General features: G+C 61.6%; 23 protein-coding genes. 17 read left to right on the top strand and 6 right to left on the bottom strand.

Annotation, left to right across the window (positions count from 1 at the left end; genetic code table 11):
* Nucleotides 1-174 precede the first annotated feature (174 nt).
* The 12 genes from BR41_RS02075 to bluB all read left to right on the top strand — a co-directional run bounded on the left by BR41_RS02075 (nt 175) and on the right by bluB (nt 13997).
* The gene (locus BR41_RS02075) at nt 175-2073 is read left to right on the top strand and encodes a putative cobaltochelatase (protein WP_035052084.1); all 1899 of its coding nucleotides are present in this window, start codon (nt 175-177) and stop codon (nt 2071-2073) included.
* Nucleotides 2074-2150: 77 nt separating this feature from the next.
* Nucleotides 2151-3008, top strand: coding sequence for a cobalt-precorrin-7 (C(5))-methyltransferase (locus tag BR41_RS02070; protein ID WP_281173994.1), 858 nt, complete (start codon nt 2151-2153; stop codon nt 3006-3008).
* The gene (locus BR41_RS02065; protein ID WP_245615781.1) at nt 3005-4594 is read left to right on the top strand and encodes a precorrin-8X methylmutase; all 1590 of its coding nucleotides are present in this window, start codon (nt 3005-3007) and stop codon (nt 4592-4594) included. Before BR41_RS02070 ends, BR41_RS02065 begins: the two co-directional genes overlap by 4 nt.
* Nucleotides 4595-4599: 5 nt before the next feature.
* Entirely contained in the window at nt 4600-5736 is a 1137-nt protein-coding gene (cbiD, locus tag BR41_RS02060) for a cobalt-precorrin-5B (C(1))-methyltransferase CbiD (RefSeq protein ID WP_035052080.1), read from the top strand.
* Between the two features lie 226 nt (nt 5737-5962).
* The gene (cobI, locus tag BR41_RS02055) at nt 5963-6697 is read left to right on the top strand and encodes a precorrin-2 C(20)-methyltransferase (RefSeq protein WP_035052078.1); all 735 of its coding nucleotides are present in this window, start codon (nt 5963-5965) and stop codon (nt 6695-6697) included.
* On the top strand, nt 6694-7521 hold the full coding sequence (gene cobM, locus BR41_RS02050) for a precorrin-4 C(11)-methyltransferase (RefSeq protein WP_035052076.1): 828 nt from the start codon (nt 6694-6696) through the stop codon (nt 7519-7521). The genes cobI and cobM overlap by 4 nt, the downstream gene beginning before the upstream one ends.
* Nucleotides 7518-8321 carry a cobalamin biosynthesis protein gene (locus tag BR41_RS02045; RefSeq protein ID WP_051709814.1) on the top strand — a complete coding sequence of 268 codons (804 nt, stop codon included), beginning with the start codon at nt 7518-7520 and terminating at the stop codon, nt 8319-8321. Before cobM ends, BR41_RS02045 begins: the two co-directional genes overlap by 4 nt.
* A gap of 165 nt (nt 8322-8486) precedes the next feature.
* Nucleotides 8487-10052 (top strand): precorrin-3B C(17)-methyltransferase, encoded by a 1566-nt coding sequence (gene cobJ, locus BR41_RS02040; RefSeq protein WP_035052074.1) that lies wholly within the window; start codon nt 8487-8489, stop codon nt 10050-10052.
* Nucleotides 10049-11155 carry a CobW family GTP-binding protein gene (locus BR41_RS02035; RefSeq protein WP_035052072.1) on the top strand — a complete coding sequence of 369 codons (1107 nt, stop codon included), beginning with the start codon at nt 10049-10051 and terminating at the stop codon, nt 11153-11155. The genes cobJ and BR41_RS02035 overlap by 4 nt, the downstream gene beginning before the upstream one ends.
* A 264-nt stretch (nt 11156-11419) precedes the next feature.
* The gene (cobO, locus tag BR41_RS02030; RefSeq protein ID WP_035052069.1) at nt 11420-12022 is read left to right on the top strand and encodes a cob(I)yrinic acid a,c-diamide adenosyltransferase; all 603 of its coding nucleotides are present in this window, start codon (nt 11420-11422) and stop codon (nt 12020-12022) included.
* Entirely contained in the window at nt 12022-13344 is a 1323-nt protein-coding gene (locus BR41_RS02025) for a cobyrinic acid a,c-diamide synthase CobB (RefSeq protein ID WP_035052067.1), read from the top strand. Before cobO ends, BR41_RS02025 begins: the two co-directional genes overlap by 1 nt.
* Nucleotides 13341-13997, top strand: coding sequence for a 5,6-dimethylbenzimidazole synthase (gene bluB / locus BR41_RS02020; RefSeq protein WP_035052065.1), 657 nt, complete (start codon nt 13341-13343; stop codon nt 13995-13997). Before BR41_RS02025 ends, bluB begins: the two co-directional genes overlap by 4 nt.
* Before the next feature lie 90 nt (nt 13998-14087).
* On the opposite strand, the gene BR41_RS02015 is transcribed toward bluB, so the two are convergent.
* Nucleotides 14088-14360: a hypothetical protein gene (locus BR41_RS02015; protein ID WP_035052063.1), complete on the bottom strand. Its 273-nt coding sequence runs from the start codon at nt 14358-14360 to the stop codon at nt 14088-14090.
* A gap of 222 nt (nt 14361-14582) precedes the next feature.
* Nucleotides 14583-15626, bottom strand: a complete 1044-nt coding sequence (gene mgrA / locus BR41_RS02010; protein ID WP_035052061.1) for an L-glyceraldehyde 3-phosphate reductase — start codon at nt 15624-15626, stop codon at nt 14583-14585.
* A gap of 206 nt (nt 15627-15832) precedes the next feature.
* Here mgrA and BR41_RS02005 point away from each other — a divergent pair, with 206 nt between their 5' ends.
* Both BR41_RS02005 and BR41_RS02000 read left to right on the top strand, forming a co-directional pair.
* Nucleotides 15833-16594 (top strand): carbonic anhydrase, encoded by a 762-nt coding sequence (locus tag BR41_RS02005; RefSeq protein ID WP_035052059.1) that lies wholly within the window; start codon nt 15833-15835, stop codon nt 16592-16594.
* A gap of 18 nt (nt 16595-16612) precedes the next feature.
* A complete protein-coding gene (locus BR41_RS02000) occupies nt 16613-17122 on the top strand; it encodes an RDD family protein (RefSeq protein WP_035052057.1) in 510 nt (169 codons plus the stop codon).
* A 77-nt stretch (nt 17123-17199) separates the two neighbouring features.
* Here the strand turns inward: BR41_RS02000 and dcd are convergent, their stop codons facing one another.
* Nucleotides 17200-17775: a dCTP deaminase gene (gene dcd / locus BR41_RS01995; RefSeq protein WP_035052054.1), complete on the bottom strand. Its 576-nt coding sequence runs from the start codon at nt 17773-17775 to the stop codon at nt 17200-17202.
* Between the two features lie 220 nt (nt 17776-17995).
* Here dcd and BR41_RS01990 point away from each other — a divergent pair, with 220 nt between their 5' ends.
* Nucleotides 17996-18454, top strand: coding sequence for a peroxiredoxin (locus tag BR41_RS01990; protein ID WP_084186771.1), 459 nt, complete (start codon nt 17996-17998; stop codon nt 18452-18454).
* Nucleotides 18455-18565: 111 nt separating this feature from the next.
* Nucleotides 18566-19969, top strand: coding sequence for a PhoH family protein (locus BR41_RS01985; protein ID WP_035052050.1), 1404 nt, complete (start codon nt 18566-18568; stop codon nt 19967-19969).
* 87 nt (nt 19970-20056) lie between these two features.
* Here BR41_RS01985 and alkB read toward each other — a convergent pair whose 3' ends face one another.
* Both alkB and BR41_RS01975 read right to left on the bottom strand, forming a co-directional pair.
* On the bottom strand, nt 20057-20704 hold the full coding sequence (gene alkB / locus BR41_RS01980; protein WP_035052048.1) for a DNA oxidative demethylase AlkB: 648 nt from the start codon (nt 20702-20704) through the stop codon (nt 20057-20059).
* Between the two features lie 10 nt (nt 20705-20714).
* Nucleotides 20715-21476 carry a 2OG-Fe(II) oxygenase gene (locus BR41_RS01975; RefSeq protein WP_035052046.1) on the bottom strand — a complete coding sequence of 254 codons (762 nt, stop codon included), beginning with the start codon at nt 21474-21476 and terminating at the stop codon, nt 20715-20717.
* Between the two features lie 126 nt (nt 21477-21602).
* Here BR41_RS01975 and BR41_RS01970 point away from each other — a divergent pair, with 126 nt between their 5' ends.
* The gene (locus BR41_RS01970; protein ID WP_245615780.1) at nt 21603-22055 is read left to right on the top strand and encodes a YkgJ family cysteine cluster protein; all 453 of its coding nucleotides are present in this window, start codon (nt 21603-21605) and stop codon (nt 22053-22055) included.
* A gap of 62 nt (nt 22056-22117) precedes the next feature.
* On the opposite strand, the gene BR41_RS22585 is transcribed toward BR41_RS01970, so the two are convergent.
* Complete coding sequence (locus tag BR41_RS22585) at nt 22118-22516, bottom strand: carboxypeptidase regulatory-like domain-containing protein (RefSeq protein ID WP_051709811.1); 399 nt, start codon at nt 22514-22516, stop codon at nt 22118-22120.
* Nucleotides 22517-22766: the final 250 nt, after the last annotated feature.

Raw genomic sequence — 22766 nt, 5'->3', positions numbered from 1 at the left:
ACCGACCGAGGGTAGTCCGGAGGACCGTAAGGCGCAGGGTCGCCTTTGGGGTGGAGGGGGCTTTGGCGAGACAAAGTCCCTTCCCCGGCCGCGGGACGGACTCCCGCTGTAATGCCTTTAACCGCGCCAAAGGCGCATAACATTTGATTAGGGCAACGCCTGAAACACACCGCCATGAAACCCAACTACCCCTTCGCCGCCATCGTCGGCCAGGACCAACTAAAACGCGCCCTGCTGCTCTGCGCGGTCGACCCGACCCTTGGCGGCGTGCTGATCCGTGGCGACAAGGGCACCGCCAAGAGCACGGCTGCCCGCGGCCTGACCGACGTGCTGCTGCCGATCGAACGCACACCCGGCTGCGCCTTCAACTGCGAGCCGCATGCGCCGCAGACCGAATGCGCGATCTGCTCGACCCAAGCCAACGCCGCGCCGACGCTGGAGCCCGTGCCCTTCATCAACCTGCCCCTCGGCGCAACCGAAGACCGCGTGTTGGGCAGCCTCGATTTCGAGCGCGCGCTCAAGGACGGCAAGCAAGCCTTCAAGCCCGGCCTGCTCGCTGCCGCGCATCGTGGCCTGCTGTATATCGATGAAGTGAACCTGCTGGCTGACCATCTCGTGGATGTCCTGCTGGACGTCTGCGCGATGGGCACCAACACCGTTCAGCGCGAGGGCTTGTCGGTCAGCCACCCTGCCCGTATCACCTTGCTGGGTACGATGAATCTGGAAGAAGGCGACCTGCGCCCGCAATTGCTGGATCGCTTCGGCATGATGGTGGAAGTCGCCGCGCCGCGTGATCCGGCCACGCGTTCCGAGGTGGTGCGCCGCCGCCTGGCATTCGAGGCAGATCCGGCCGGCTTCACTCACCGCTGGCAGGCTGAGACCGATGCAATTCGCGCCCAGGTACAAACCGCCTTCACCCGGTTGCCGCAAGTCACGCTGTCTGACTCGCTGTTCGACTTCATCAGCCAGCTCTGCTGCGAATTCGAAGTCGCGAGCCTGCGCGCCGACATCGTGATGAACAAGGCCGCCCGTGTCATTGCCGCACTGGACGGCCGCAGCGCGGCAACGGCAGAAGATATCCGCGATGCCGCCGAACTGGTGCTGCCACACCGCCGCCGCCGCAAGCCGTTCGAACAGACCGGGCTGGATAAAGAAAAGCTGGAGCAACTCACGCAGCAAGCGTCCACCCCGCCACCGCCCTCTTTCAACGAATCAGAACAACAGTCATCCGAGCACGACGAACCCGGCGATCAGCCGGGCGAGGCACAGGAACAACTCTTCGCCGCCAGCGCTCCAGCCGCCATCGGCCGCATCGACGTTACCGCCCTGCATTCGCACGACGCGAGTGGCCGGCGCAGCAGCAGTGTTGGCGCGCAACGCGGGCATGACCTGCGGGCGATGCCGAATGCCCAACCGGCACAGCTGGCGATGGACGCCACCTTGCGCCACGCCATCCTGCGCGACCCGCGGGAGTTCGCCGTTACCCGTGCCGATCTGCACGAGAAAGTCCGCGTCGGCAAACAGGCTAACCTGATCCTGCTGGTGGTCGATGCCTCCGGCTCGATGGCAGCCCGCCGCCGCATGGAAACCGTAAAAGGCTGCGTGCTCGGTCTGCTGCAAGACGCCTACCAGCGCCGTGATCAAGTGGCGGTCATCTCCTTCCGTGGCACCGAGGCCGAGCTGGTGCTGCCGCCGACCCGCCAAGTGGAACAAGCCGAACTGGCGTTGCGCGAGCTGCCCACCGGCGGGCGCACCCCCTTGGCGCATGCGCTGCAGCTGGCGGCGCAAACCCTGGCGCAACAGGAGCTGACGCCCTTGTTGGTGGTGCTCAGCGACGGCCGCTGCAATATCGCGCTGGCAGACGGCAATGATCCGTGGACGGAAACGCTGGAAATCGCCGGCCACATCGCCGGCCAAGGCACGCCAGCGCTGGTGCTGGATACCGAGCAGGAATTCGTGCGGCTCGGCCGGGCACAGGAATTGGCGCAAGCGTTACGGGCGGCGTATTTGCCGCTGGAAGGATTATCGGCGGAAGGGTTGGCGCTGACGATTCGGGAGCGGTTGGGTGGCTGACGACGAAGCGCGGTGGTTTTCACCTCCCCCTTTTTAAAGGGGGATGGAGGGGGATTTCGACATCACCACAAGTTGAGATGCCGCATAAATCCCCCCTAGCCCCCCTTCAAAAAGGGGGGAACAACAGCGCCGAACATTGCTTGCGACGGATCGGGACAGAACGATGCGCGGTAAACGGCGGAACGCCCCTACGGGGTGTTCCGCCCTACGAACGACTAAGGAACGAACACATGATTATCTGTATCGGCGCCGGCCCCGGCGATATCGGCTACTTGCCGCAACGCTCGGCCGAACTGATCCGCAATGCCGATGTGGTGGCCGGCTTCGATGCCGTGGTGAACGTGGTCCGCCCGCTGATTCCCGACACCGCCGAGGTGATCCAGATGGGCTACCGCGATCAGGTCGCCCAGCTCGATGAAGTCGCCAAGCGGCATCACGCCGGCAAAAACTGCGTGGTGGTGTTCATGGGCGACATTCACTTCAGCGGCTTTCAGTACCTGGAACGCGTCGAGCGGGCTTGCGGCCATCCGGTGGAGACGATGCCCGGCCTGTCGTCGGCGCAGGTGCTGGCATCCCGCGCCAAGGTCTGTTTTGACGAAACCACCTTCATCACCTTCCACCGCCGTGGCGATCTGACGCCGTTCAAGCGCCATCTGGTACACGTGCTGGAAGACGCCCGCAACGCCATCGTGATCCCGTGCCCGTGGGATGCCGCCCGCTCGTTCATGCCGCGCCATATCGCCGCTTACCTGCTAGAAAACGGCATTCCGCCCGAGCACCCGACCGAAGTGTGGGAAAACCTCACCCGGGGCGATGCCGAATGGCACGGCACGCTGGCGGAATGCGTGGACAAGGAATTCAGTGACATGAGCATCATGCTGATCCGCACGCTCACGCCAATGGATAGCCAGATTGAACCCGCACCGACCGCATGAACACTGAGCCGATGAGCAACAACGACTACACCATCGTCCTAGCCGGCCACGGCAGCCGTGATCCGGATGGCATTGCCGAATTCACCGCCTTGGTCGAGCTGCTGCGCGAGCGGGCCGGTGGCCGCCCGGTCACACATGGTTTTCTGGAGTTCGCCACGCCCACCCTCGATGCCGCCGTGGCCTCCGCCATTGATGACGGTGCCAAGCGCATCGTGATGACGCCTGGCGTGCTGCTCGCCGCCACCCATGCCAAGAACGACATGCCGAGCGAGTTGCTGGCGCTGCAGCAAGCGCATCCGGGTATCGAATTCCATTACGGCGCGGCGATGGATTTGCACCCCAAGCTGCTGGCCTTGTGCCAGGAACGCATCATCGCGGCCGAGGCCGGCGCGGGTAAGACAGTTGCTCGCAGCGACACCTGTCTGGTGGTGGTCGGGCGCGGCACCACCGACCCGGATGCCAACTCCGAGATTGCCAAGCTCACGCGCATGCTGGAAGAAGGCATGGGCTTTGGCGCGTCCTTTGTTTGCTATGCCGGCACGGCCCGGCCGCTGGTTGCCGACGGGCTGAAGGCCGCGGCCGTGCTGGGCTACCCGCGCATCGTCGTGCTGCCCTATTTCCTGTTCGACGGCGTACTGGTCAAGCGTATCTGCGCTGCGGCGGCCGATCTGGCCGAACGCCATCCCGACATCGACGTACTGCCGGCCGACCATCTCGGCGTGCACCCGCACGTGGCCGATGTGTTTCTGGAACGGGCCCGCGAGGGCGTGGAAGGCCGCGCCACCATGAATTGCGCGCTGTGCAAATACCGGGTGCAGATTGTTGGTTTCGAGGAGCAAGTCGGCACGCCGCAACAAGGCCATCACGGCCTCGTGCGCGGTTTGCTGGGCCGAAGCGATGCAGTACCGACATCAACCGCGCCCGCAAAACCAGCTTGGCCAGCGTACGAGCCACACCCGATCGAAGCCGAAAGCATGCGCATCATCGATGCCGGGCGCGATTGGTCCGCCGTGCCGGCCGATCACCAGATCGTGCTCAAGCGGCTGGTGCACACCAGTGGCGACTTCGACATCGTCGACGACCTGTATTTCTCGCCCGGCGCGGTCGACACCGGCCTGCGCGCCCTGCTGCGCTGCCGCCGTATCGTCACTGACGTGACCATGGTGCAAACCGGCCTGAAACGCGCCGTGCTCGACCAGTTGGGCGTGGAGACGTGGTGCGGCGTGCATGACCGCGAAACGCATTTGCTGGCTACTGCGCATGGCATCACCCGTTCCGCCGCTGGCATCCGCCGCGCATGGGAGAAGTTCGGCAACGACGTGGTGGTGGCAATTGGCGATGCGCCGACGGCCATCATGGAAGTGGTCCGGCTGGTGCGCGAGCACGGCTGGCGGCCACAGCTGGTAGTCGGACTGCCGGTCGGCTTCGTAGGCACCCGCGAATGCAAGGAAGAACTGCAGCGACTGCTGCAAGTACCGCGCATCACCAATCGCGGCACACGCGGCGGCTCGCCTTGGGCGGCCTCGGCGATCAACGCGCTGATGATTGCCGCCATCGATCATGTCCATCAGCAACAGCAACCCTAGCCGCCATGAGCCAACCGGCACGCAGCCCCTTCGACCTCGTTACGCCAGCCCCCAATGGCCTGCGGCGCGGTTACACCACGGGCAGTTGCGCCACGGCGGCGGTGAAGGCGGCGTTGTTGCAGTTATTGCAGGGCGAGACGGTCAGCGAGGTGAACATCAGCCTGCCCGACCCCGAGTACTACCTCACCGTGCCGGTGCATAAGGTGGCGCGGCTGGGCGAGCACGCGGTTCGTGCCGAAGTGATCAAGTTCGCCGGCGACGACCCGGACAACACCGATGGCGCGACGATCTTCGCCGAGGTGTCGGTCAACGGCTTGGGCGAGCTGCGTTTCATTGCCGGCGCAGGCGTCGGCACCGTCACCCAACCCGGCATCCGCGTGCCGGTGGGCGAGCCGGCGATCAACCCCACGCCCCGGCAGATGATGCGCATGGCGGTGGAGGAAGTATTGGAGGGCGCGCTCGACCCCGGCTTTGATCTGGTGATCGGCTGTGAAAACGGCGCGGAAATCGCCAAGAAGACCTTCAACCCGCGCCTGGGGATTCTGGGCGGCATCTCGATCCTGGGCACCAGCGGCATCGTGCAACCGATGTCCTTGTCGGCGTGGATCGCGTCGATCGAGGTGTATATCCGCGTGGCGCTGGGCGAGCGGCCGGATGCCATTGCCTTCACGCCGGGCAAGATCGGCAGCGTCTATGCGCGGGAGGTGCTGCACATGCAAAACAAACAGGTGGTGCAGATCGCCAACTTCGTCGGCGCATCGCTCGACCACACGCAGCTGGTGCTGCAAGAAGAACAACTCCCGCTCGGCGCCCTGTGGGTGCTGGGCCATCCGGGCAAGATCGCCAAGGTGCTGGACGGCGTGTGGGACACCCACTCCGGCAAGAGCGGCATGGCAATGGGCACCGTGGCCGCCGTCGCTGCCGACTGTGGCTTTGCCCCGGATACCGTACAAGACATCGCAAAGGCCAATACCGTGGAAAACGTGATTCAAATCCTGCAACCGCACCCCGCTGCGCAGGCGTTCTGGACCGAGGTGGAGCAGCGTACTGCGCGACTGATGCATGCCCGCGTGCCGGCTGCGCAACGGGTGGAAGTGCGGCTGTTTGCCATGAATGGGACGGCGATTGGAGAAGCGGCATAAACCGCCCTCACCCCCAGCCCCTCTCCCGTAAAACGGGCGAGGGGAGCACGACGCACACCACTGCCAGAGCTCCCCTCGCCCGTTTTACGGGAGAGGGGCTGGGGGTGAGGGCAACTGGTGCCTGGCATGAGTAGGGCTACAAAGCCCAACACTGCCCGAACGTGAAAACCCTGTTGGGCTTTACAGCCCAACCTACCCATTACCGAACCAACGACTCGTTAAAAAAATGACAACACTCGGCAAGTTCTACGGCATCGGCGTCGGTCCCGGCCCGGCCGGCCTGATCCCGGTGGCCGCGCTGGCCGCCTTGCAGCAGGCAGACCTGATCTACCTGCCACGTGCCCGTTCCAGCGAGGTTTCGGTTGCACGCCAGTGCCTCGCCGGCCTCGCCATTCCGGATGAGAAGTTCCGCGAAGTCGAGTTCAACATGGACCCGGATCGCAGCGTGCTCGGCGAGCACTACGCCCAGCTGGCGCAAGATGTCGCCAGCCCCTTGCGCCAAGGCAAGAATGTCGCCTACCTCACCATCGGCGATTCGATGACCTACTCCACCTACGGCTATCTGCTAGCCGCCTTGGTAGAGATCGAGCCGACGCTGGAGCACCACACCTTCCCCGGCGTCACCAGCTTTGCCGCCACTGCCTCGGCGCTGTCATGGCCATTGGGCGAAGGCAAGGAACGCATCTTGATCCTGCCCTGCCCGGACGATCCTTCTGCCTTGCGTGCAGATATCGAAAGCCACGACATCGTGGTGCTGATGAAGATCGGTGCGCGCCTGCCAATGGTGCTGCAACTGTTGCACGGCATGGGCATCGCTCAACACTGCGCCTTCGCCCGCCGCATCGGCCTGCCCGGCGAAGTGCTGTGTGATGACGTCAGCACGCTGAACGCCGATGAAGCCAGCGGCTACCTCGCCACGATGTTGATCCGCCGTACCGCCAGAGAGAAACGCCACGCATGAAAGTCTATTTCATCGGTGCCGGCCCCGGTGCCGCCGACCTGATCACCCTGCGCGGCAGCCGTTTGCTCGGTAGCGCGCCAATGGTGCTGTACGCCGGCTCGCTGGTGCCCACCGAAATGCTGCAGCACTGCCGCGCCGATGCGGAGATCCTCGACACCGCCACGCTGTCGCTCGACGAACAAGAAGCCTGCTACCGCCGCGCCCAAGCTGAAGACAAGGACGTGGCGCGCCTGCATTCGGGTGATCCGGCTATTTACGGTGCTACCGCCGAACAGATGCGGCGGCTGGAAGCACTCGGCATCGAGTACGAGATCGTGCCGGGCGTATCTTCGTTCACTGCAGCTGCAGCAGCGCTGGGCAGCGAGTTGACCCGCCCGGCGGTATCGCAATCGATCATTCTCACCCGCGTCTCCGGCCGTGCGTCGGCCGTGCCGGAGCTGGAATCGATCGCCCGCTTCGCCGAACACCAGGCGACCATGTGCATCTTCCTGTCCGGCCAGCGGCTCAAGCAGACCGTAGCCGACCTGTTGCTGCACTACTCGCCGGCAACGCCAGTCGCCTTGGTGCATCGCGCCAGCTGGGCCGACCAGCGTATCCACCGCAGCACGCTCGGCACGCTGCAAGCGGAGATGAAAAGCAGCAAAGTGAAGCAGAAGGACTGGCTGCTGACCACGCTCTTGCTGGTCGGGCCGGCCTTGTCATCAGAAGTGGGCGTCGAATCCAGTCTGTACGCCGCCGGCTTCACGCATATTTTTCGCGACGGTACGGATCGCAAGAAACCCCGCGCCAGCAAGGCAAAGTCCACCGCAAAGGATGTCGCGTGAAACCCACCGCCCTCTGGCTAGTGCGCCCGGATGCGCTGCCACTCGGGGAAAGGCTGGCGGCGGCGCTGGATGCCGACCTGCTGCAACCTTGGCTCAACCCGCACGAACCGCCCCGCGAGCAGTTCCGCCGCCAGTTCCATCGGCGCCGTCATTGGGTGCTGGTGATGGCAAGCGGCATTGCCGTGCGTTATCTGGACGGCCTGCCCGCCGACAAGCACACCGACCCCGGCGTAGTGGTGCTGGACGAAGCGGCCCGCTTTGCCATTCCGCTGCTGTCGGGTCACGAAGGCGGCGCGAATGCGCTGGCTTATCACGTCGCTCGCCTGACCGGCGCGACCCCTGCTGTGACCACCGCGACCGAAGCCCTCAAGCCGTTGACGCTGGGCATCGGCTGCCGGCGCGGCAAGTCGGCGGACGATATCGCGCAAGCAGTCGAGGCGGCGTTGGCTGGCCGGCCGCTGAGCGATGTGCGCGAGGTGGCAACCATCGACCTCAAGGCTGATGAAGCTGGTCTGCTGGCCTTTTGCGAACGCCACGGGCTGCCTTTGCGGGTGATCGCTCGTGGCGATGTGGCAGCGCGCGGCTGGGTGGGTCAGCCGTCGGCCTGGGTACAGGAGAACGTTGGCGTGGATGGGGTCTGCGAGCCGTGCGCGCTGATCGCCAGCCCGCGTGGGCGATTGCTTGTGCCGAAGATGGCGCTGAATGGGGTGACGGTGGCGATTGTTGAGGACAACCTCGCCGATATTCCCCCCTTTTTTGTGCCGTGCGAATCTTTTGATTCGTTCAGGCATAGGGGCTAGGGGGGATTTCGACGTCCTTTCAAATAGCCACCGAACTCAAAATTTCCAGAGCCAAACTCCAGCGTCAGCGTACATCTTGAACCGCCTCAGAAATCCCCCCTACCCCCCTTCGGAGAAGGGGGGAACAAAAAATACAACCAACCGCAAACAGGAAACACTGAATTCATGAGCGGCAAACTCTATCTCGTCTCGGTCGGCCCGGGCACCAGCGAACTGATCCCGCCAATGGCGATTCAGGCGCTGGAAGCAAGCGAAGTCATCGTCTCCTACGATCTTTATCTCACCTGGGTGCAACCGTGGATCGCCGGCAAGGACATCCGCACCCTGCCGCTGACGCAGGAACGCGCCCGGGCGCAGTTGGCGATCGAGCAGGCCCGCGCCGGCAAGACCGTGGCGTTGTTATCCAGCGGCGACATCGGCATCTACGCCATGGCGGCGCTGGCGTTTGAGGACATGGCGGAAACGGACACGTACGACGTGCAGCTGATCCCCGGCATCACCTCCGCCAACGCCTGCGCATCGTTGCTTGGCTCGCCCTTGTCGCACGATTTCGCCACGCTGAGCCTGTCCGACTTGCTGTGCCCGTGGGACTGGATCGAAACCCGCGCCAGCCATATCGCGCAGGCCGATCTGGCCGCGGTGTTTTACAACGTGCAGAGCAAACAGCGACAGGAAGGCGTCTACCGCATTCTCGACATCATGTTGCAGCACAAGCGCCCGCAAACGCTGTGCGGCATCGTCCACAACGCCTATCGCGATGGTCAGACGGTGGAGATCGTCACCCTGGCCGAGCTGCGCACACGCCAGTTCAACATGTTGACCACGCTGGTGATCGGCAACCGCTTCACCCGCCGCAAGCGCGGCTGGATGTTCACGCCGCGCGGCTACGGGAATTGGGATGACACGCCGGATACCGTCACGGCTACCGATCTGCCGGCGCATGCAGTCTGGGTGTTTTCGGGCACCAGTGATGGCAACGCCTTGGCGCGTGAGATCGCGGCACAAGGTCGGTCGGTCGTGATCAGCAGCGCCAGTGAATACGGCGGTGAAGTCGCCCAGCTCAATTGCCCCGGCGTCGCTGTGGTGGCGGGGCGATTGGGGATCGAGCGGCGGCGGGAGCTGCTGGCGAACACGCAAGCGCAAGCCATCGTCGATGCCACGCATCCGTACGCGAGCGAGATGTCGAAGCAGTTGATCGCCTTGAGCAATGAGCTGGCGCTGCCTTATCTGCGCTATGAACGTCCCGATGCGCCGAATCCGGCCACCTCACAACCGGCTGAACACTGCGCCACATCGGCACAGGCCGCCGCGCTGGCGATGGCGCGCGGTAAACGCATTTTCCTCGCGACCGGCTCCAAGGAATTGGCGAGCTTCGTGCAGGCGGCGGGTGCGGATCAGCACGAATGGTTCGTGCGACTCGCGCCTGATCCGCAACATCTGCAACGGGCGGTTGACCTCGGCATTCCGCGCTCGCGGCTGTGTGCGATGCAAGGGCCGTTCTCGCAGGCGGCGAATGAGGCGCTCTGGCGCGATTGGGGCATCGATTGCGTCGTGACCAAGCAATCTGGCGACGCAGGTGGGTACGGGGCCAAGGTGGCAGCCGCTGCTGCGTTGGGCATTCCTCTGATCGTGATCGATCGCCCGCAAGTGGATTACCCGGCACTGGCGTATGACTTCGCCGAGGTGCTAGCGGCGTTGCCATTTGTGCACGCGGAGGCATCGCCGGCATGAGTACGCCCCGTCTCCCCGTTACCGTCGTCACCGGCTTCCTCGGTGCGGGCAAGACCACCTTGCTGTCCAACCTGATTCGCGCCAACACGCAGCGCCGGTTGGCGATTCTGGTGAACGAATTCGGCGAAATCTCCATCGACGGCGCATTGCTGCGCGAGCTGGGCCGGGCTGATAGCGTGGAAATCCACGATCTGTCGCAGGGGCTGGTGGCCTATGGCGACGATGCGGATTTCCTGCCACTGATGCAGGCGCTGTGGGCGCGGCGCAGCCTGATCGATCACGTGCTGATCGAAACATCCGGCTTGGCCTTGCCCACGGCGGTGATGGAAAGCCTGCAAAGCGAGGCGTTGGCGCCCTACTTCGTGCTGGACGCCACATTGGCGGTCGTCGATACGCCGCTGTTGCTGGCGGGCGATTTCGATCCGCCACAGCACAGCACAGCGGCCGATTTGCCAACCGCCCGCTTGTTCGAGCAGCAGTTGAGCAATGCTGACATCGTGGTGCTGAACAAGATCCATGCCTTGGATGATGCGGCGCTGCTCGATGCGGAAACGCGTGTGCGCCAGTTAGCGCCGACCATCCGCTTCATCGAGCTGGCCTACAACGCCAAGCTGGATACCCGGCTCACGCTCGGGCTGCATCTGCACGAAGCCGCCAACACCGGCCACCGCCACTACGGCCCGATTGCGGCCATGCCAGGCGCAGCGGCACGGCCATTAGCCAATCAAGGTTTGCTGGATGGGCACAGCCATAGCGGCATCGGCGCACATAGCCACGGCCTTGCCACGCACAAACACTTCCACGAACAAGACCCCGGCTGGCAATCGTTCATGCTGCGCAGCACCGATATCCAGGATGCGGAGCGTTTGCGCAAAGCCATCGCCAGCATCGCCCGCGCCGAACCAATCCTGCGCATCAAGGGCTTCGCCAATGCGGATAGTGGCCGGTTGCTGATTCAGGCGGTGCGCGGCCGGGTGGAAGCGCAGGTTGAGCCAGACGCCCCGCCAGCCAGGCAGGCGCAGCTGGTGTTCATCGGTTACCACCCCAGCCGGCCACGGGTGCTGGAACAGTTGCGGCTGCTGACTGGGACGGATTGGCGGTGAGTCTTAAAACCAAGAAAAAACCGTAAATCTTGAAACACAGAGGGCACAGAGAACACAGAGGTTTCACAGAGAAAGGCAAGGTTTTTGTAGGAGCGAGCTTGCTCGCGATGACGGCATTGAATTCATCACCATTGCCATCGCGAGCAAGCTCGCTCCTACAGGTGTTCTTCTCAATCGGTTTTGATTTTCTCTGTGAAACCTCTGTGTTCTCTGTGCCCTCTGTGGTTCAAGATTTTGTGTTCCGTACTAACCAAGGATCACCCCATGAAAACCGATGAAACATCCCACCAACGCATGACCGAACGGCGCAAGGAAGGCTTTGAGAAGAAAAAAGCCGCCGCCACGCTGGAAAAAGGCCTGCTGATCGTCCACACCGGCACCGGCAAGGGCAAGAGCAGCGCCGCGTTCGGCATGGGCCTGCGCACGGTTGGGCATGGCATGCGACTGGGCGTGGTGCAGTTCATCAAGGGCGCCTTGCACACGGCGGAGCGCGATCTGTTGGGTGGCTTCGACAATTGCGACTTCCACACGATGGGCGACGGCTACACCTGGAATACGCAGGATCGCGAGCGCGATGTCGCCACGGCACGCAAGGGCTGGGATGAAGCACGCCGCATGATCGAGAGCGGCGATTACCAGATGGTGATCCTCGATGAGCTGAACATCGTGCTCAAGTATGACTATCTGCCGCTGGATGAGGTGTTGGCCGTGTTCAAGGCTCGCCCGGCAATGCTGCACATTGTCGTCACTGGCCGTCACGCGCCGGATGCGCTGATAGAAGCGGCTGATCTGGTGACCGAGATGAAGCTGGTCAAGCACCCATACCATGAGCAAGGCATCAAGGCGCAGCAGGGAGTCGAGTTTTGATGTCGGCAGCTGCGCGCCACTGCCCGGCGCTGTTCCTCACTGCGCCCGCCTCGCATCAGGGCAAGACCACGCTGACGGCCGGGCTGGCACGCTATCACCGCGATCAAGGCCGCCGCGTGCGCGTGTTCAAGACCGGGCCGGATTTTCTCGATCCGTACATTCTTGAGCAGGCCAGCGGCCAGCCGGTGTATTCGCTTGATCTATGGATGACGGGCGAGGCCGATTGCCGGCAAAAGCTCCATGACGCGGTCGGGGACGCCGACCTGATCCTGATCGAAGGCAGCATGGGGCTGTTTGACGGCACGCCGTCCAGCGCTGATCTGGCCCAGGCGTTCGGCGTTCCGGTCGTTGCAGTAGTCGATACCACCGGCATGGCGCAGACCTTTGCCGCCATCGCGCACGGGCTGGCGAGCTTTCGGCCCGGCTTGCCGTTTTACGGTGTGCTCGCCAATCGTGTCGCCAGCGCCCGCCATGCCGAGATGCTGACCGCCGCCCTGCCCGACTCCCTGCGTTGCTTGGGCATGGTTTACCGCGACGACGCCATGGCCTTGCCTGAGCGGCATCTGGGCTTGGTGCAGGCACAGGAAATCGATGATCTGGAAATACGCCTGCAAAGCGCAGCGGCGCAAATCGCTCAAACCACGCTGACGAATCTGCCGCCGTCAGTGGCATTCACACCGGCAAGCAGCGTGCCGATTCCGCAGTTGCTGACTGGCGTGCGCATCGCCATTGCCCGCGACCGGGCCTTTTCCTTTATCTATCCGGCCAATCTGGAATTACTGGCCGCGCTGGGCGCAGAGCTGGCGTTTTTCTCTCCGCTGACCGACGCGCATCTGCCCGATGCCGATGCCATCTATCTGCCGGGCGGCTACCCGGAATTGCATCTGGCACAGCTGACGGCCAATCAATCGATGAAAGCCGCGCTGCGCCAGCATGTTGTGCAAGGCAAACCGCTCTACGCCGAATGTGGCGGCATGCTTTATCTACTGGATTCGCTGACCGATGCGCACGGCCAACACGGCGAGATGCTTGGGCTGCTGCCGGGTGACGCCACGCTGCAGCGCAAGCTGGCCGGGCTGGGGCTGCAATCGGCGCAATTGCCGGGTGGCGAACTGCGCGGTCATGCCTTCCACTACTCCAGTATCCAGACGCCGCTGCAGCCGGTCGCACGCGCCCAACGCGCCAGCGGCTCTGCGCCGGGCGAGCCGATTTACCGGCATGGCAGCCTGCTCGCCAGCTATCTGCACTTGTATTTCCCGTCCAATCCCGTTGCCACTGCAGCGTTGTTCCAGCCCAGCACTCTTCCAAGCAATACACCATGAACCGCTTCACCGATCCTGAAATCGCCGCGGTCTACCGCGCCATCCGCGAGCGTCGCGACATGCGCCACTTCCGCCCCGATCCAATCGATCCGGCCCTGTTGGAGCGGCTATTGCACGCGGCGCATCTGGCACCCAGCGTGGGTTATATGCAGCCGTGGCGCTTTATCCGCATCACGAATTCTGAGCTGCGCAATCGCATTCACGCGCTGGTCGATGAGGAACGGCAGCGCACGGCAGAAGCGCTTGGCGTGCGGCAGGCGGAATTCATGCGGCTGAAAGTGGAAGGCATCAAGGACTGTGGCGAGCTGCTGGTCGCATCACTGATGGATGGCCGCGAGCGGCACATCTTCGGCCGGCGTACCTTGCCGGAAATGGACTTGGCCTCGGTCGCTTGTGCGATCCAGAACCTCTGGCTGGTGGCCCGCGCTGAAGGCATCGGCATGGGCTGGGTATCGCTGTTCGATCCAGAACGGCTTGCCGAGTTGTTGCAGCTGCCCGCCGGTGCGAAACCCGTCGCCGTGTTGTGCCTGGGGCACGTCAGCGAGTTTTATGAGAAGCCAATGCTGGAACAGGAAAAATGGGCCACACGCCAACCATTGGAAGAGCTGGTGTTCGAGAACTACTGGCAGGCCGCTGAACCACCGGTTGTGTGATTCACCGGCAAACAAAAAGCCCTGACCAATGTCAGGGCTTTTTGTTGAAACGATCGAGAGTGCGCATGCCGGCATCAACATGATGAGCCATCAATGCAGTAACCCCACGCCGGCCCGATCGATGCCGATTTCGGTCACGGTGCCGGCGTCATCCACGTAGACGTACATGCCCAGCAGGCGGCGGCCTTCGACCTGGATCGATTCGCTCAACTCGGCCAAGTCAGCAGTCTGCAGCCAGCGCATGCCGGTCGATGCGCCTGCCGGCTGACGGATGAGGTGTTCGATGAGTTCGGTGGGGACTCGCAATACATGTTTGCGAACGGCAGCTGATTCGGAAAAACGAAAACGTGGGGTGTATGACATGACCAACTCCATATAGAACGAACGTTCTATATGCTAGTGCAACGTCATTTTGAATGCAAGCACAAGTGCAGCAAGTTTGTTGCGCTGGGGATACGGTTGGCCCTGATCCCTTATGTAGCAAGGCTTGGCACACGAATTCCGATCTGGACTCCAATTGAAAATGGGGCGGTTGATTCAACCGCCCCACGCCAAAGCACTGCTTTTTTCTACACCGGCACGCGATCAAACGTGCTGATCGGTAGAAGGCTTTTCCCACAAGTTGATGCCGCTTTCGACTGCGTACTTGTCGATCTCGGCCAGTTCCTCGGTACTGAAGTTGAGGTTTTGCAGCGCGGCGACATTCTCGCGAATCTGTTCGGCACTGCTGGCGCCGATCAGCGTAGTGGTCACTTCCGGATTGCGCAGCACCCAAGCCAGCGCCATCTGCGCCAGACTCTGGCCACGCCGCTTGGCGATGTCGTTCAGGGCACGCACGCGGGCGATGGTGCTTTCGTTGAGGTGGTCACGCTGCAGCGAGCCACCGCCCGGCTGGTTGACCCGTGCGCTGTCAGGGATGCCGCCGAGGTATTTGTCCGACAGGATGCCTTGGGCGAGTGCCGTGAAGGTAATGCAGCCGATGCCTTGCTGCCCCAGCGTGCCGAGCAGCTCGCCTTCTACCCAACGATTCAGCATGTTGTACGACGGCTGGTGAATCAGCAGCGGCACTTTCCATTCCCGCAGCAGCGCGGCCATTTCCAGCGTCTTGCCGGGCGAATACGACGAAATGCCCACGTACAGCGCCTTGCCTTGCTGCACAGCGGTTGCCAGTGCGCCGGCGGTTTCTTCCAGCGGGGTATCCGGGTCGAATCGGTGCGAATAGAAGATATCTACGTAATCGAGGCCCAGGCGCTGCAGGCTTTGATCCAGACTCGCCAGCACGTACTTGCGCGAACCGCCACCCTGCCCGTACGGGCCTGGCCACATGTCCCAGCCGGCCTTGGTCGAGATGATCAGCTCATCGCGATATGGCTTGAAGTCTTCGCGCAGGATGCGGCCGAAATTGGTTTCCGCACTGCCGAACGGCACACCGTAGTTGTTGGCGAGGTCGAAATGCGTAATGCCGAGGTCGAACGCGGTGTGCAGCATTTCACGCTGACGGGCGACCGGCACGGTATCGCCAAAGTTATGCCACAGACCCAGCGACAAAGCCGGCAACTGCAGGCCACTCTTGCCGCAGAAGCGGTAAACCATATCAGCGTAACGGGATGGGGAGGCGACATAGCTCATGAGCTAATCCTTGTGTTCAGATGGGTATCTTGGCGGTAAGGCGCCGCGTTCGATATTTGAAGCCGCCCAATTAGCTAACAACGGGCGACGTGGAATTCAGTCCGCGCCTATTTGGCTCTAACAGGCTGGACACAGAGAATACGGCGTTTTGCCGCCGTTATGAATGGCTGGCCAGCGACAATCGCTCACAAATATAGAGGTGCCCCATGAAATTGAAATCCATCATTCTGCTGATCGCACTTGCATCCGGTTTTGCGGCAGCCACCGACGCCCCGCATGCCGCGCACTGGACTTACTCCGGTGAAGAAGGCCCCGCGCATTGGGGCGCAATCAGCAAAGATTTCCACACCTGCGAAGCGGGCCGCGCCGAATCGCCAATCAATATCTTCAAAGCGAAGAAGGCACCCGACTCCTTCTCACGCATCCAGTTTCATTACGCCGCAATGCCACTCGATCTGCTGAATACCGGCCACGCCATGCAATTCGTTGCCGAGCCGGGCAAGGACAGCGTGACCTTGGGCGATACCAGCTACCAACTGGTGCAATTCCATTTCCATTCGCCGGGCGAAGAGCGCTTTGCCGGCAAGGCCAGCCCGCTGGATGTGCATCTGGTGCACGCCGATGCCAACGGCAAGATGCTCGTCGTCGCCGTGCAATTCAAAGTGGGTAAACAAGCCAATCCAGCGCTGCAAACACTGTTGGCGCACATGCCGGCCAAGGTAAATGAACATACCCATATCGATGACATCCTGGTCGACCCGAGCGGACTGCTACCGGAACAACGCGGCTATTACACCTACTCCGGCTCGTTGACCACGCCGCCTTGCAGCGAAGGCGTGACCTGGATCGAACTCAAGCAGCCGGTCAGCATCAGCAAGGCGCAGCTGCAGGCCATGCGCAAGTTCTACTACCACAATCAACGCCCGGTGCAGCCGTTGAACGGGCGTGAGATCATCGAGGTGGATTAATCCCACGAGCATACAAGCATGGACACACCACTCAACCCGTACGCCCCGACGCAAACCGATCTGGAAGAATCCGCCGATGGTGAATTGACGCTGGCCAGCCGAGGAAACCGGTTCGCCGCAGCGCTCATCGATGGACTCATCGGCTTCGCGCTGGTCGCCCCGTATTTCTGGTTTGCGGGCATCTGGGCCGCCGCCGCGCAAGGCCAGCAACCGCCGTTCTCACAGCTCTTGCTGATCGGCGCATTTGGGTTTGTCGGCTTCGTGCTCGTGCACGGCTATTTGCTGAACCGCTATGGCCAGACCGTTGGCAAGCGCGTGCTGAAGATCAAGATCGTCACACTGGATGGTGAGAAGCCCGAATTCCTGCCGTTGATCGCCAAACGCTATCTGATCATCCACCTGTGCGGCTTGATTCCGTTTGTGGGCAAGCTCGCATCGCTGATCGACGTGATGTTCATCTTCCGCGGCAACCGCCGCTGCCTGCATGACCTGATTGCGGGCACGATTGTTGTCAACGCATCCCGGTGATCTGACACACACCAACCAGCAATGAAAAAGGGCCGCAATGTTTGCGGCCCTTTTCAGTTCTCACGTCGGCATCAAAATCAGGTCTTTGGCAGCGTTACACCCACTTGCCCCTGATACTTGCCACCGCGATCGCGGTAGCTGGTTTCACAGATATCGTCGGCATCTGCCTCTAAAAACAACACTTGCGCCACACCTTCGTTGGCATAGATTTTCGCTGGCAGCGGCGTGGTGTTGGAAAATTCCAACGTCACGTAGCCTTCCCATTCCGGCTCGAACGGCGTCACGTTCACGATGATGCCGCAGCGGGCGTAGGTCGATTTGCCCAGGCAAACGGTCAGCACATTGCGGGGGATGCGGAAGTATTCGACGGTGCGGGCCAAGGCGAACGAATTCGGCGGAATGATGCAGTAACCCTTGCCAGACACGTCGACAAAGCTGTTTTCGTCGAAGTTTTTCGGGTCAACGATGGTGGAATTGAGGTTGGTGAAGACCTTGAATTCATCCGCACAACGGATATCGTAGCCGTAGCTCGATGTGCCATAGGAGACGATCTTCTGGTCATTCACATAGCGCACCTGCCCTGGCTCGAACGGCTCGATCATCTGCTGTTCTTCCGCCATGCGGCGAATCCACCGGTCGCTCTTGATACTCATCGTTGTCACACCATTTTCAAAATTTGCTGCGTATTGTAACTGCGCCTTGCCGAGAGCGGCACATTTGCCGAGAATCAACTCAAGAGCGACTCACAAAACCCGCTGGACGTTGTTGTGCTCACTTGCCGTACAGTGAGTACTGTCTGCGTTTCGCACGCCTAGCCCAGCGGGTTTTGTGAGTCGCTCTACGGGGCGCTCATTTTGGGAGTAACAACAAGCAATGCTCAACCAACCCTGCCCGGCTGTCGTTCTGCCGATGACCAGTGGTCAAACGTTCGATCCCTCGCAACTGAAAGGTCAGGCTTTCATTCTCTACTTCTACCCCAAGGACAACACGCCGGGCTGCACCACCGAAGGCAACGACTTCCGCATCAAGCATGCCGAGTTCGATGCCGCCGGGGTCAAGGTCTTTGGCGTGAGTCGCGACAGCGTGAAATCGCACGAGGGGTTCAAGGAAAAGCAGTGTTTCCCGTTCGAGTTGATCAGTGATCCGGATGAAACGCTGTGCGCGGCCTTCGGCGTGATGAAGATGAAGAACATGTATGGCAAACAGGTGCGCGGCGTAGAGCGCAGCACTTTCGTCATTGATAAGGAGGGCAAGATCGTGAAGGAGTGGCGCGGCGTGAAGGTGCCGGGCCATGTCGATGCCGTCCTGAGTTTCGTGCAGACACTGAAATAGCAAAAAGCGGCCATGTGCCGCTTTTTTCGTATTCGATGCATTGGTTGATCCGCACAACAGACCAACCCGCGCATCGAGGTTATCCCGCCCACACAACAAGGAGAGTCCACCATGGCCGCCCGCAAATCTTCCCGCAAGGAAAGCAAACTGTTTGTGCTGGATACCAACGTGCTGATGCACGACCCGACCTCGATTTTCCGCTTCGAGGAACACGATCTCTTCCTGCCGATGATGACGCTGGAAGAACTCGACAACAACAAGAAGGGCATGAGCGAAGTCGCCCGCAACGCCCGCCAGACCAGCCGCTTCATCGAAGAGCTGATCTCCGGCCGCGAGCTTGATCTGTACGAAGGCGTAGCGCTGGAAGAAGCCAGCAAGGGCCAGGCCACCGGCCGGCTGTTCCTGCAGACCGAGGCGATCACCAGCGTCTTGCCGTCGCAGCTGCCGATGGGCAAGGCGGATAACCAGATCCTCGGCGTGGTGCACCACCTGCAGCAGATGCAGCCCAAGCGCGCCGTCGTGCTCGTCTCCAAAGACATCAACATGCGCATCAAGGCGCGGGCGATGGGCTTGGCGGCGGAGGACTACTTCAACGACAAGGTGCTGGAAGACACCGACCTCCTCTACACCGGCATCCGCGAAATCGACCTGGCGTTCTGGGAGAAGAACGGCAAGGACATGCAAAGCTGGCAGGAAGGCGGCAAGAGCTACTGGCGCCTCAAAGGCCCGGAATGCCCTGAGCTGCATACCAACCAGATGCTGTTTCAGGCTGGCGAGCCGTTTGCGGCGCGGGTGGTCAGTGTCGAAGGCAAGACCGCCACGTTTGAAAGCCTCAAGGACTACAGCCACCAGAAGAACGCCATCTGGGGCGTAACGGCGCGCAACCGCGAGCAAAACTTCGCCCTCAACCTGCTGATGAACCCGGATATCGACTTCGTCTCGCTGCTCGGTCAGGCCGGCACCGGCAAAACGCTGCTCACCCTCGCGGCGGGCCTTGCGCAAACGCTGGAATCGAAGATCTACACCGAGATCATCATGACCCGCGTTACCGTGCCGGTGGGCGAAGACATCGGCTTTCTGCCCGGCACTGAGGAAGAAAAGATGCAGCCGTGGATGGGGGCGCTGGAAGACAACCTGGACGTGCTCAACCAATCCGATGCCGAAGCCGGCGACTGGGGCCGCGCCGCCACGCGTGACCTGATCCGCTCCCGCATCAAGGTGAAATCGCTCAACTTCATGCGCGGCCGCACCTTCCTGAGCAAGTTCCTGATCATCGACGAGGCACAGAACCTGACGCCGAAGCAGATGAAGACTCTCATCACCCGTGCCGGCCCCGGCACCAAGGTGGTGTGTCTGGGCAACATCAGCCAGATCGATACACCCTACCTCACCGAAGGCTCATCCGGCCTGACGTTCGTGGTGGACCGCTTCAAGGGTTGGGAGCATGGTGGGCACGTCACCTTGCAACGCGGCGAGCGCTCGCGCCTGGCGGATCACGCGGCGGAAGTGCTGTAGTCGGGATATTTGCACAACGATCAATGGCCACGGTTTTCAAGGCCGTGGCCATTTTCTGCGCCAACCTGCTCACAACTCGTCCGGCCGTCAGCCCGCCTTCCGAAACGTCAAATTAACCCGATATTCGCCTATCGCCGGATGTATTCCCGCTTTCAACGCCAATACCCCGTGATAACGCAATCGCGCCGGGCCGCCCCAGACCACCACGTCACCGTGGGCGAGCGGCACCCTCGCCGCCTTGTCATCGCGGCGTGATCCGCCAAATAGAAAAACCGCAGGCAGCCCCAACGACACCGAGACGATCGGCGCGGTGTAATCGCGCTCGTTCTTGTCCTGATGTAACGACAGCCGCGCACCCGGCTCGTAGCGATTGATCAGACAGGCATCCGGGGTGAAATCCGCAAAGCCGGCGCTTGCAGCCGCATCGCGGGCGAGCCGCAGAAAAACATCCGGCATGGCGGGCCAAGGCTGGCCGCTTTCCGGATCGAGCCGGTCGTAGCGGTAACCAGTTGGGTCGCTGGCCCAGCCCAATGCGCCGCAATTGGTCATCGCGACGGACATGCGAAAACCACCCGGCGTGATCATGTGGCGGAACGGGGCTGCCGAGGTAACACCATTCACCGCGGCAAGCAGCGCCGTTGCAACGGGAACGGCAAAACCACGCAGCACCACCGCGCCCGGCCCCAGCTCCTCGCGCCAGTTCGGCACGTCGTCGCCGAAAAGATCCGCCGTCATTCAGTACACCTCACAACGCATCATGAAAAATGATGCCGACCGTATGCCGTTGCCCCGAACGCAAGCGGCTCACGCCATGCCGCATATTGACGCGATACACCCCGCGTGTGCCTTGCACCGGCCGGTGGTGAACCGCGAACACCACAGCATCGCCCTGCTTAAGTGGCACGACCTCCGGTCGCGATTGCATGCGCGGCCGTTGTTCGGTCAGCACGAACTCGCCACCGGTAAAGTCCCGGCCCGGTTCAGATAACAAAATGGCGAGCTGAAGCGGGAAAACATGCTCGCCGTACAAATCCTGATGCAGGCAGTTGTAGTCATCCGGCCCATATTGCAGCAATAGCGGTGTTGGCCGGCACTGGCCGGCATCGTGACAGCGGGCAATGAAATCGGCGTGTTGCTCCGGGTAGCGGCTATCAATCCCCATCGCCGCGTTCCAGTGGTTGGCAATCGGTACGAGATGCGGATAGACCGAGGTGCGCAGCCCGGCGATGAGGTCCGGCAAGGGGTAACTGAAGTATTTGTACTCGCCGCGACCAAAACCATGCCGGCCCATCACCACCCGGCTACGGAACAGGGCATCTTGTGAATACAAGCCGGCCAGCGCCGTGCATTCGGTTGGGGTGATCAGGCTTTCGATGACAGCGCAGCCTTGCGCATCGAGATCAGCAGCGATCCGCAGCCAATCAAGCATCGCCACGCGATCGGTGGCGTCTTGCGCAGCGGGGCCTGCCAGTGTTGTGTTGATTGCTGCATTCGTAGGTGCATTCATGCCTTCGCTCCATCACATCGGTGCGTCTGAGTGTATTCGTAGGCCCAAACCGCAGCACTCCGGTGCTTGCTTTCAAATTCGCACAGCCCACCGGCGGTCAGACCGGCGCGGTGCTGAAGTGCATCAATGTGCGACAATCCGGCCTCTTTGCCTGATCTGACCCGCCCCATGCCACCCGCACCGTACAAAAAACTGATTCACGTCTCGACCCTGGAAAACCTGGATACCTGGGCCAAGTACCGTGCCAGCATGTGTCTGGACTGCCAATCCGCCTGTTGCAGCATGCCGGTGGAGGTGAAGCTGTTCGATCTGGTGCGGATGGGCGTGGTCGATGCGTTCGAAGCGGAGCACGAACAGCCCAAGCAGATCGCCAAGCGACTGGAAAAAGCCGGCGTGATCGAGCATTTCAACTTCAAGAACAGCATCTTTACGCTGGCGCAGCGGGCCAGCGGCGAATGCAGCTATCTGGACGAGGAAACGCGCCTGTGCACGATTTATGACGTGCGCCCGAATACCTGTCGCAACCACCCCAAGGTCGGGCCACGACCGGGTTATTGCGCGTACAAGAACAAGAGATAACGCAAACAGCAGCAAAGAAAAACGGGCCGAAAGGCCCGTTTCTCGTTGGAGAATCCACATCGTCAAAACGCGACGTGCAACTCGGTCGATTTACCACCACGCACCATCAATATGCGTTGTTGCGCCTGTTCATCCAGCGCGACAGAAATCCTGTAGCGGCCATCCGGCAATCTGGCGTAGAGGAATGGTCCTTCCGAAACGGTATCAAGTACCGTATCGCCTTTGCTGTTGGCAATCTGGACGTGCAGGCCGGATAGATAAGCGCCGCTCTTTTCGGTGAACAGCATATGCACGTTGTATTGATTGCGCATGGCCTTGAGGGTGGATGCGTCGGAATCCCCCACGCCGCCACTAATGAAGGTAGATGGGGCCGCCGAAACATCCCTTTCGGCGAAGACCGGTGATGTGGCGAGCATCAGTACCGCAGCGCCATGAATCAGTTGTTTGTAGATCGTTTTCATGTGGACCTCCTTTCCCGGTCAGGACTGACAGGGATACAGGTTCGAGGCCGGGTGCAGGCAACAGGTTCAGCCAATATTCACGCCAGGCAATGACCAAAGGTCATGTTTTGGGCTGGCGCCTGGTATTGCGCCTGCTATGACAGCCATTCACGGGCCTTGCAGAGGAAGCGGGCAAAATACCTTAAGAACGAACTATCGGATGAAGGGTCAGCCAAAGCCTGCCATTCAGCAAAGAAAACCAAGGAACAAT

Source organism: Andreprevotia chitinilytica DSM 18519 (assembly GCF_000711875.1).
Classification (GTDB): Bacteria; Pseudomonadota; Gammaproteobacteria; order Burkholderiales; family Chitinibacteraceae; genus Andreprevotia; species Andreprevotia chitinilytica.
Note: the sequence above shows the minus strand (reverse complement) of the source record. Positions and strands in the feature narration are given on the sequence as shown.

What these genes read in the sequence shown, in the direction of transcription:
- BR41_RS02000 (WP_035052057.1), top strand. Translation starts at nt 16,613, where the DNA reads ATGGACACACCACTCAACCCGTACGCCCCGACGCAAACCGATCTGGAA.
- cobM (WP_035052076.1), top strand. Translation starts at nt 6,694, where the DNA reads ATGAAAGTCTATTTCATCGGTGCCGGCCCCGGTGCCGCCGACCTGATC.
- dcd (WP_035052054.1), bottom strand. Translation starts at nt 17,775, where the DNA reads ATGAGTATCAAGAGCGACCGGTGGATTCGCCGCATGGCGGAAGAACAG.
- cobJ (WP_035052074.1), top strand. Translation starts at nt 8,487, where the DNA reads ATGAGCGGCAAACTCTATCTCGTCTCGGTCGGCCCGGGCACCAGCGAA.
- BR41_RS01990 (WP_084186771.1), top strand. Translation starts at nt 17,996, where the DNA reads ATGCTCAACCAACCCTGCCCGGCTGTCGTTCTGCCGATGACCAGTGGT.
- alkB (WP_035052048.1), bottom strand. Translation starts at nt 20,704, where the DNA reads ATGACGGCGGATCTTTTCGGCGACGACGTGCCGAACTGGCGCGAGGAG.
- BR41_RS02075 (WP_035052084.1), top strand. Translation starts at nt 175, where the DNA reads ATGAAACCCAACTACCCCTTCGCCGCCATCGTCGGCCAGGACCAACTA.
- bluB (WP_035052065.1), top strand. Translation starts at nt 13,341, where the DNA reads ATGAACCGCTTCACCGATCCTGAAATCGCCGCGGTCTACCGCGCCATC.
- cbiD (WP_035052080.1), top strand. Translation starts at nt 4,600, where the DNA reads ATGAGCCAACCGGCACGCAGCCCCTTCGACCTCGTTACGCCAGCCCCC.
- cobO (WP_035052069.1), top strand. Translation starts at nt 11,420, where the DNA reads ATGAAAACCGATGAAACATCCCACCAACGCATGACCGAACGGCGCAAG.
- BR41_RS02035 (WP_035052072.1), top strand. Translation starts at nt 10,049, where the DNA reads ATGAGTACGCCCCGTCTCCCCGTTACCGTCGTCACCGGCTTCCTCGGT.
- BR41_RS02005 (WP_035052059.1), top strand. Translation starts at nt 15,833, where the DNA reads ATGAAATTGAAATCCATCATTCTGCTGATCGCACTTGCATCCGGTTTT.
- BR41_RS02015 (WP_035052063.1), bottom strand. Translation starts at nt 14,360, where the DNA reads ATGTCATACACCCCACGTTTTCGTTTTTCCGAATCAGCTGCCGTTCGC.
- BR41_RS02065 (WP_245615781.1), top strand. Translation starts at nt 3,005, where the DNA reads ATGAACACTGAGCCGATGAGCAACAACGACTACACCATCGTCCTAGCC.
- cobI (WP_035052078.1), top strand. Translation starts at nt 5,963, where the DNA reads ATGACAACACTCGGCAAGTTCTACGGCATCGGCGTCGGTCCCGGCCCG.
- BR41_RS02025 (WP_035052067.1), top strand. Translation starts at nt 12,022, where the DNA reads ATGTCGGCAGCTGCGCGCCACTGCCCGGCGCTGTTCCTCACTGCGCCC.
- BR41_RS01975 (WP_035052046.1), bottom strand. Translation starts at nt 21,476, where the DNA reads ATGAATGCACCTACGAATGCAGCAATCAACACAACACTGGCAGGCCCC.
- BR41_RS01970 (WP_245615780.1), top strand. Translation starts at nt 21,603, where the DNA reads ATGTGCGACAATCCGGCCTCTTTGCCTGATCTGACCCGCCCCATGCCA.
- BR41_RS02070 (WP_281173994.1), top strand. Translation starts at nt 2,151, where the DNA reads ATGCCGCATAAATCCCCCCTAGCCCCCCTTCAAAAAGGGGGGAACAAC.
- BR41_RS22585 (WP_051709811.1), bottom strand. Translation starts at nt 22,516, where the DNA reads ATGAAAACGATCTACAAACAACTGATTCATGGCGCTGCGGTACTGATG.
- mgrA (WP_035052061.1), bottom strand. Translation starts at nt 15,626, where the DNA reads ATGAGCTATGTCGCCTCCCCATCCCGTTACGCTGATATGGTTTACCGC.
- BR41_RS01985 (WP_035052050.1), top strand. Translation starts at nt 18,566, where the DNA reads ATGGCCGCCCGCAAATCTTCCCGCAAGGAAAGCAAACTGTTTGTGCTG.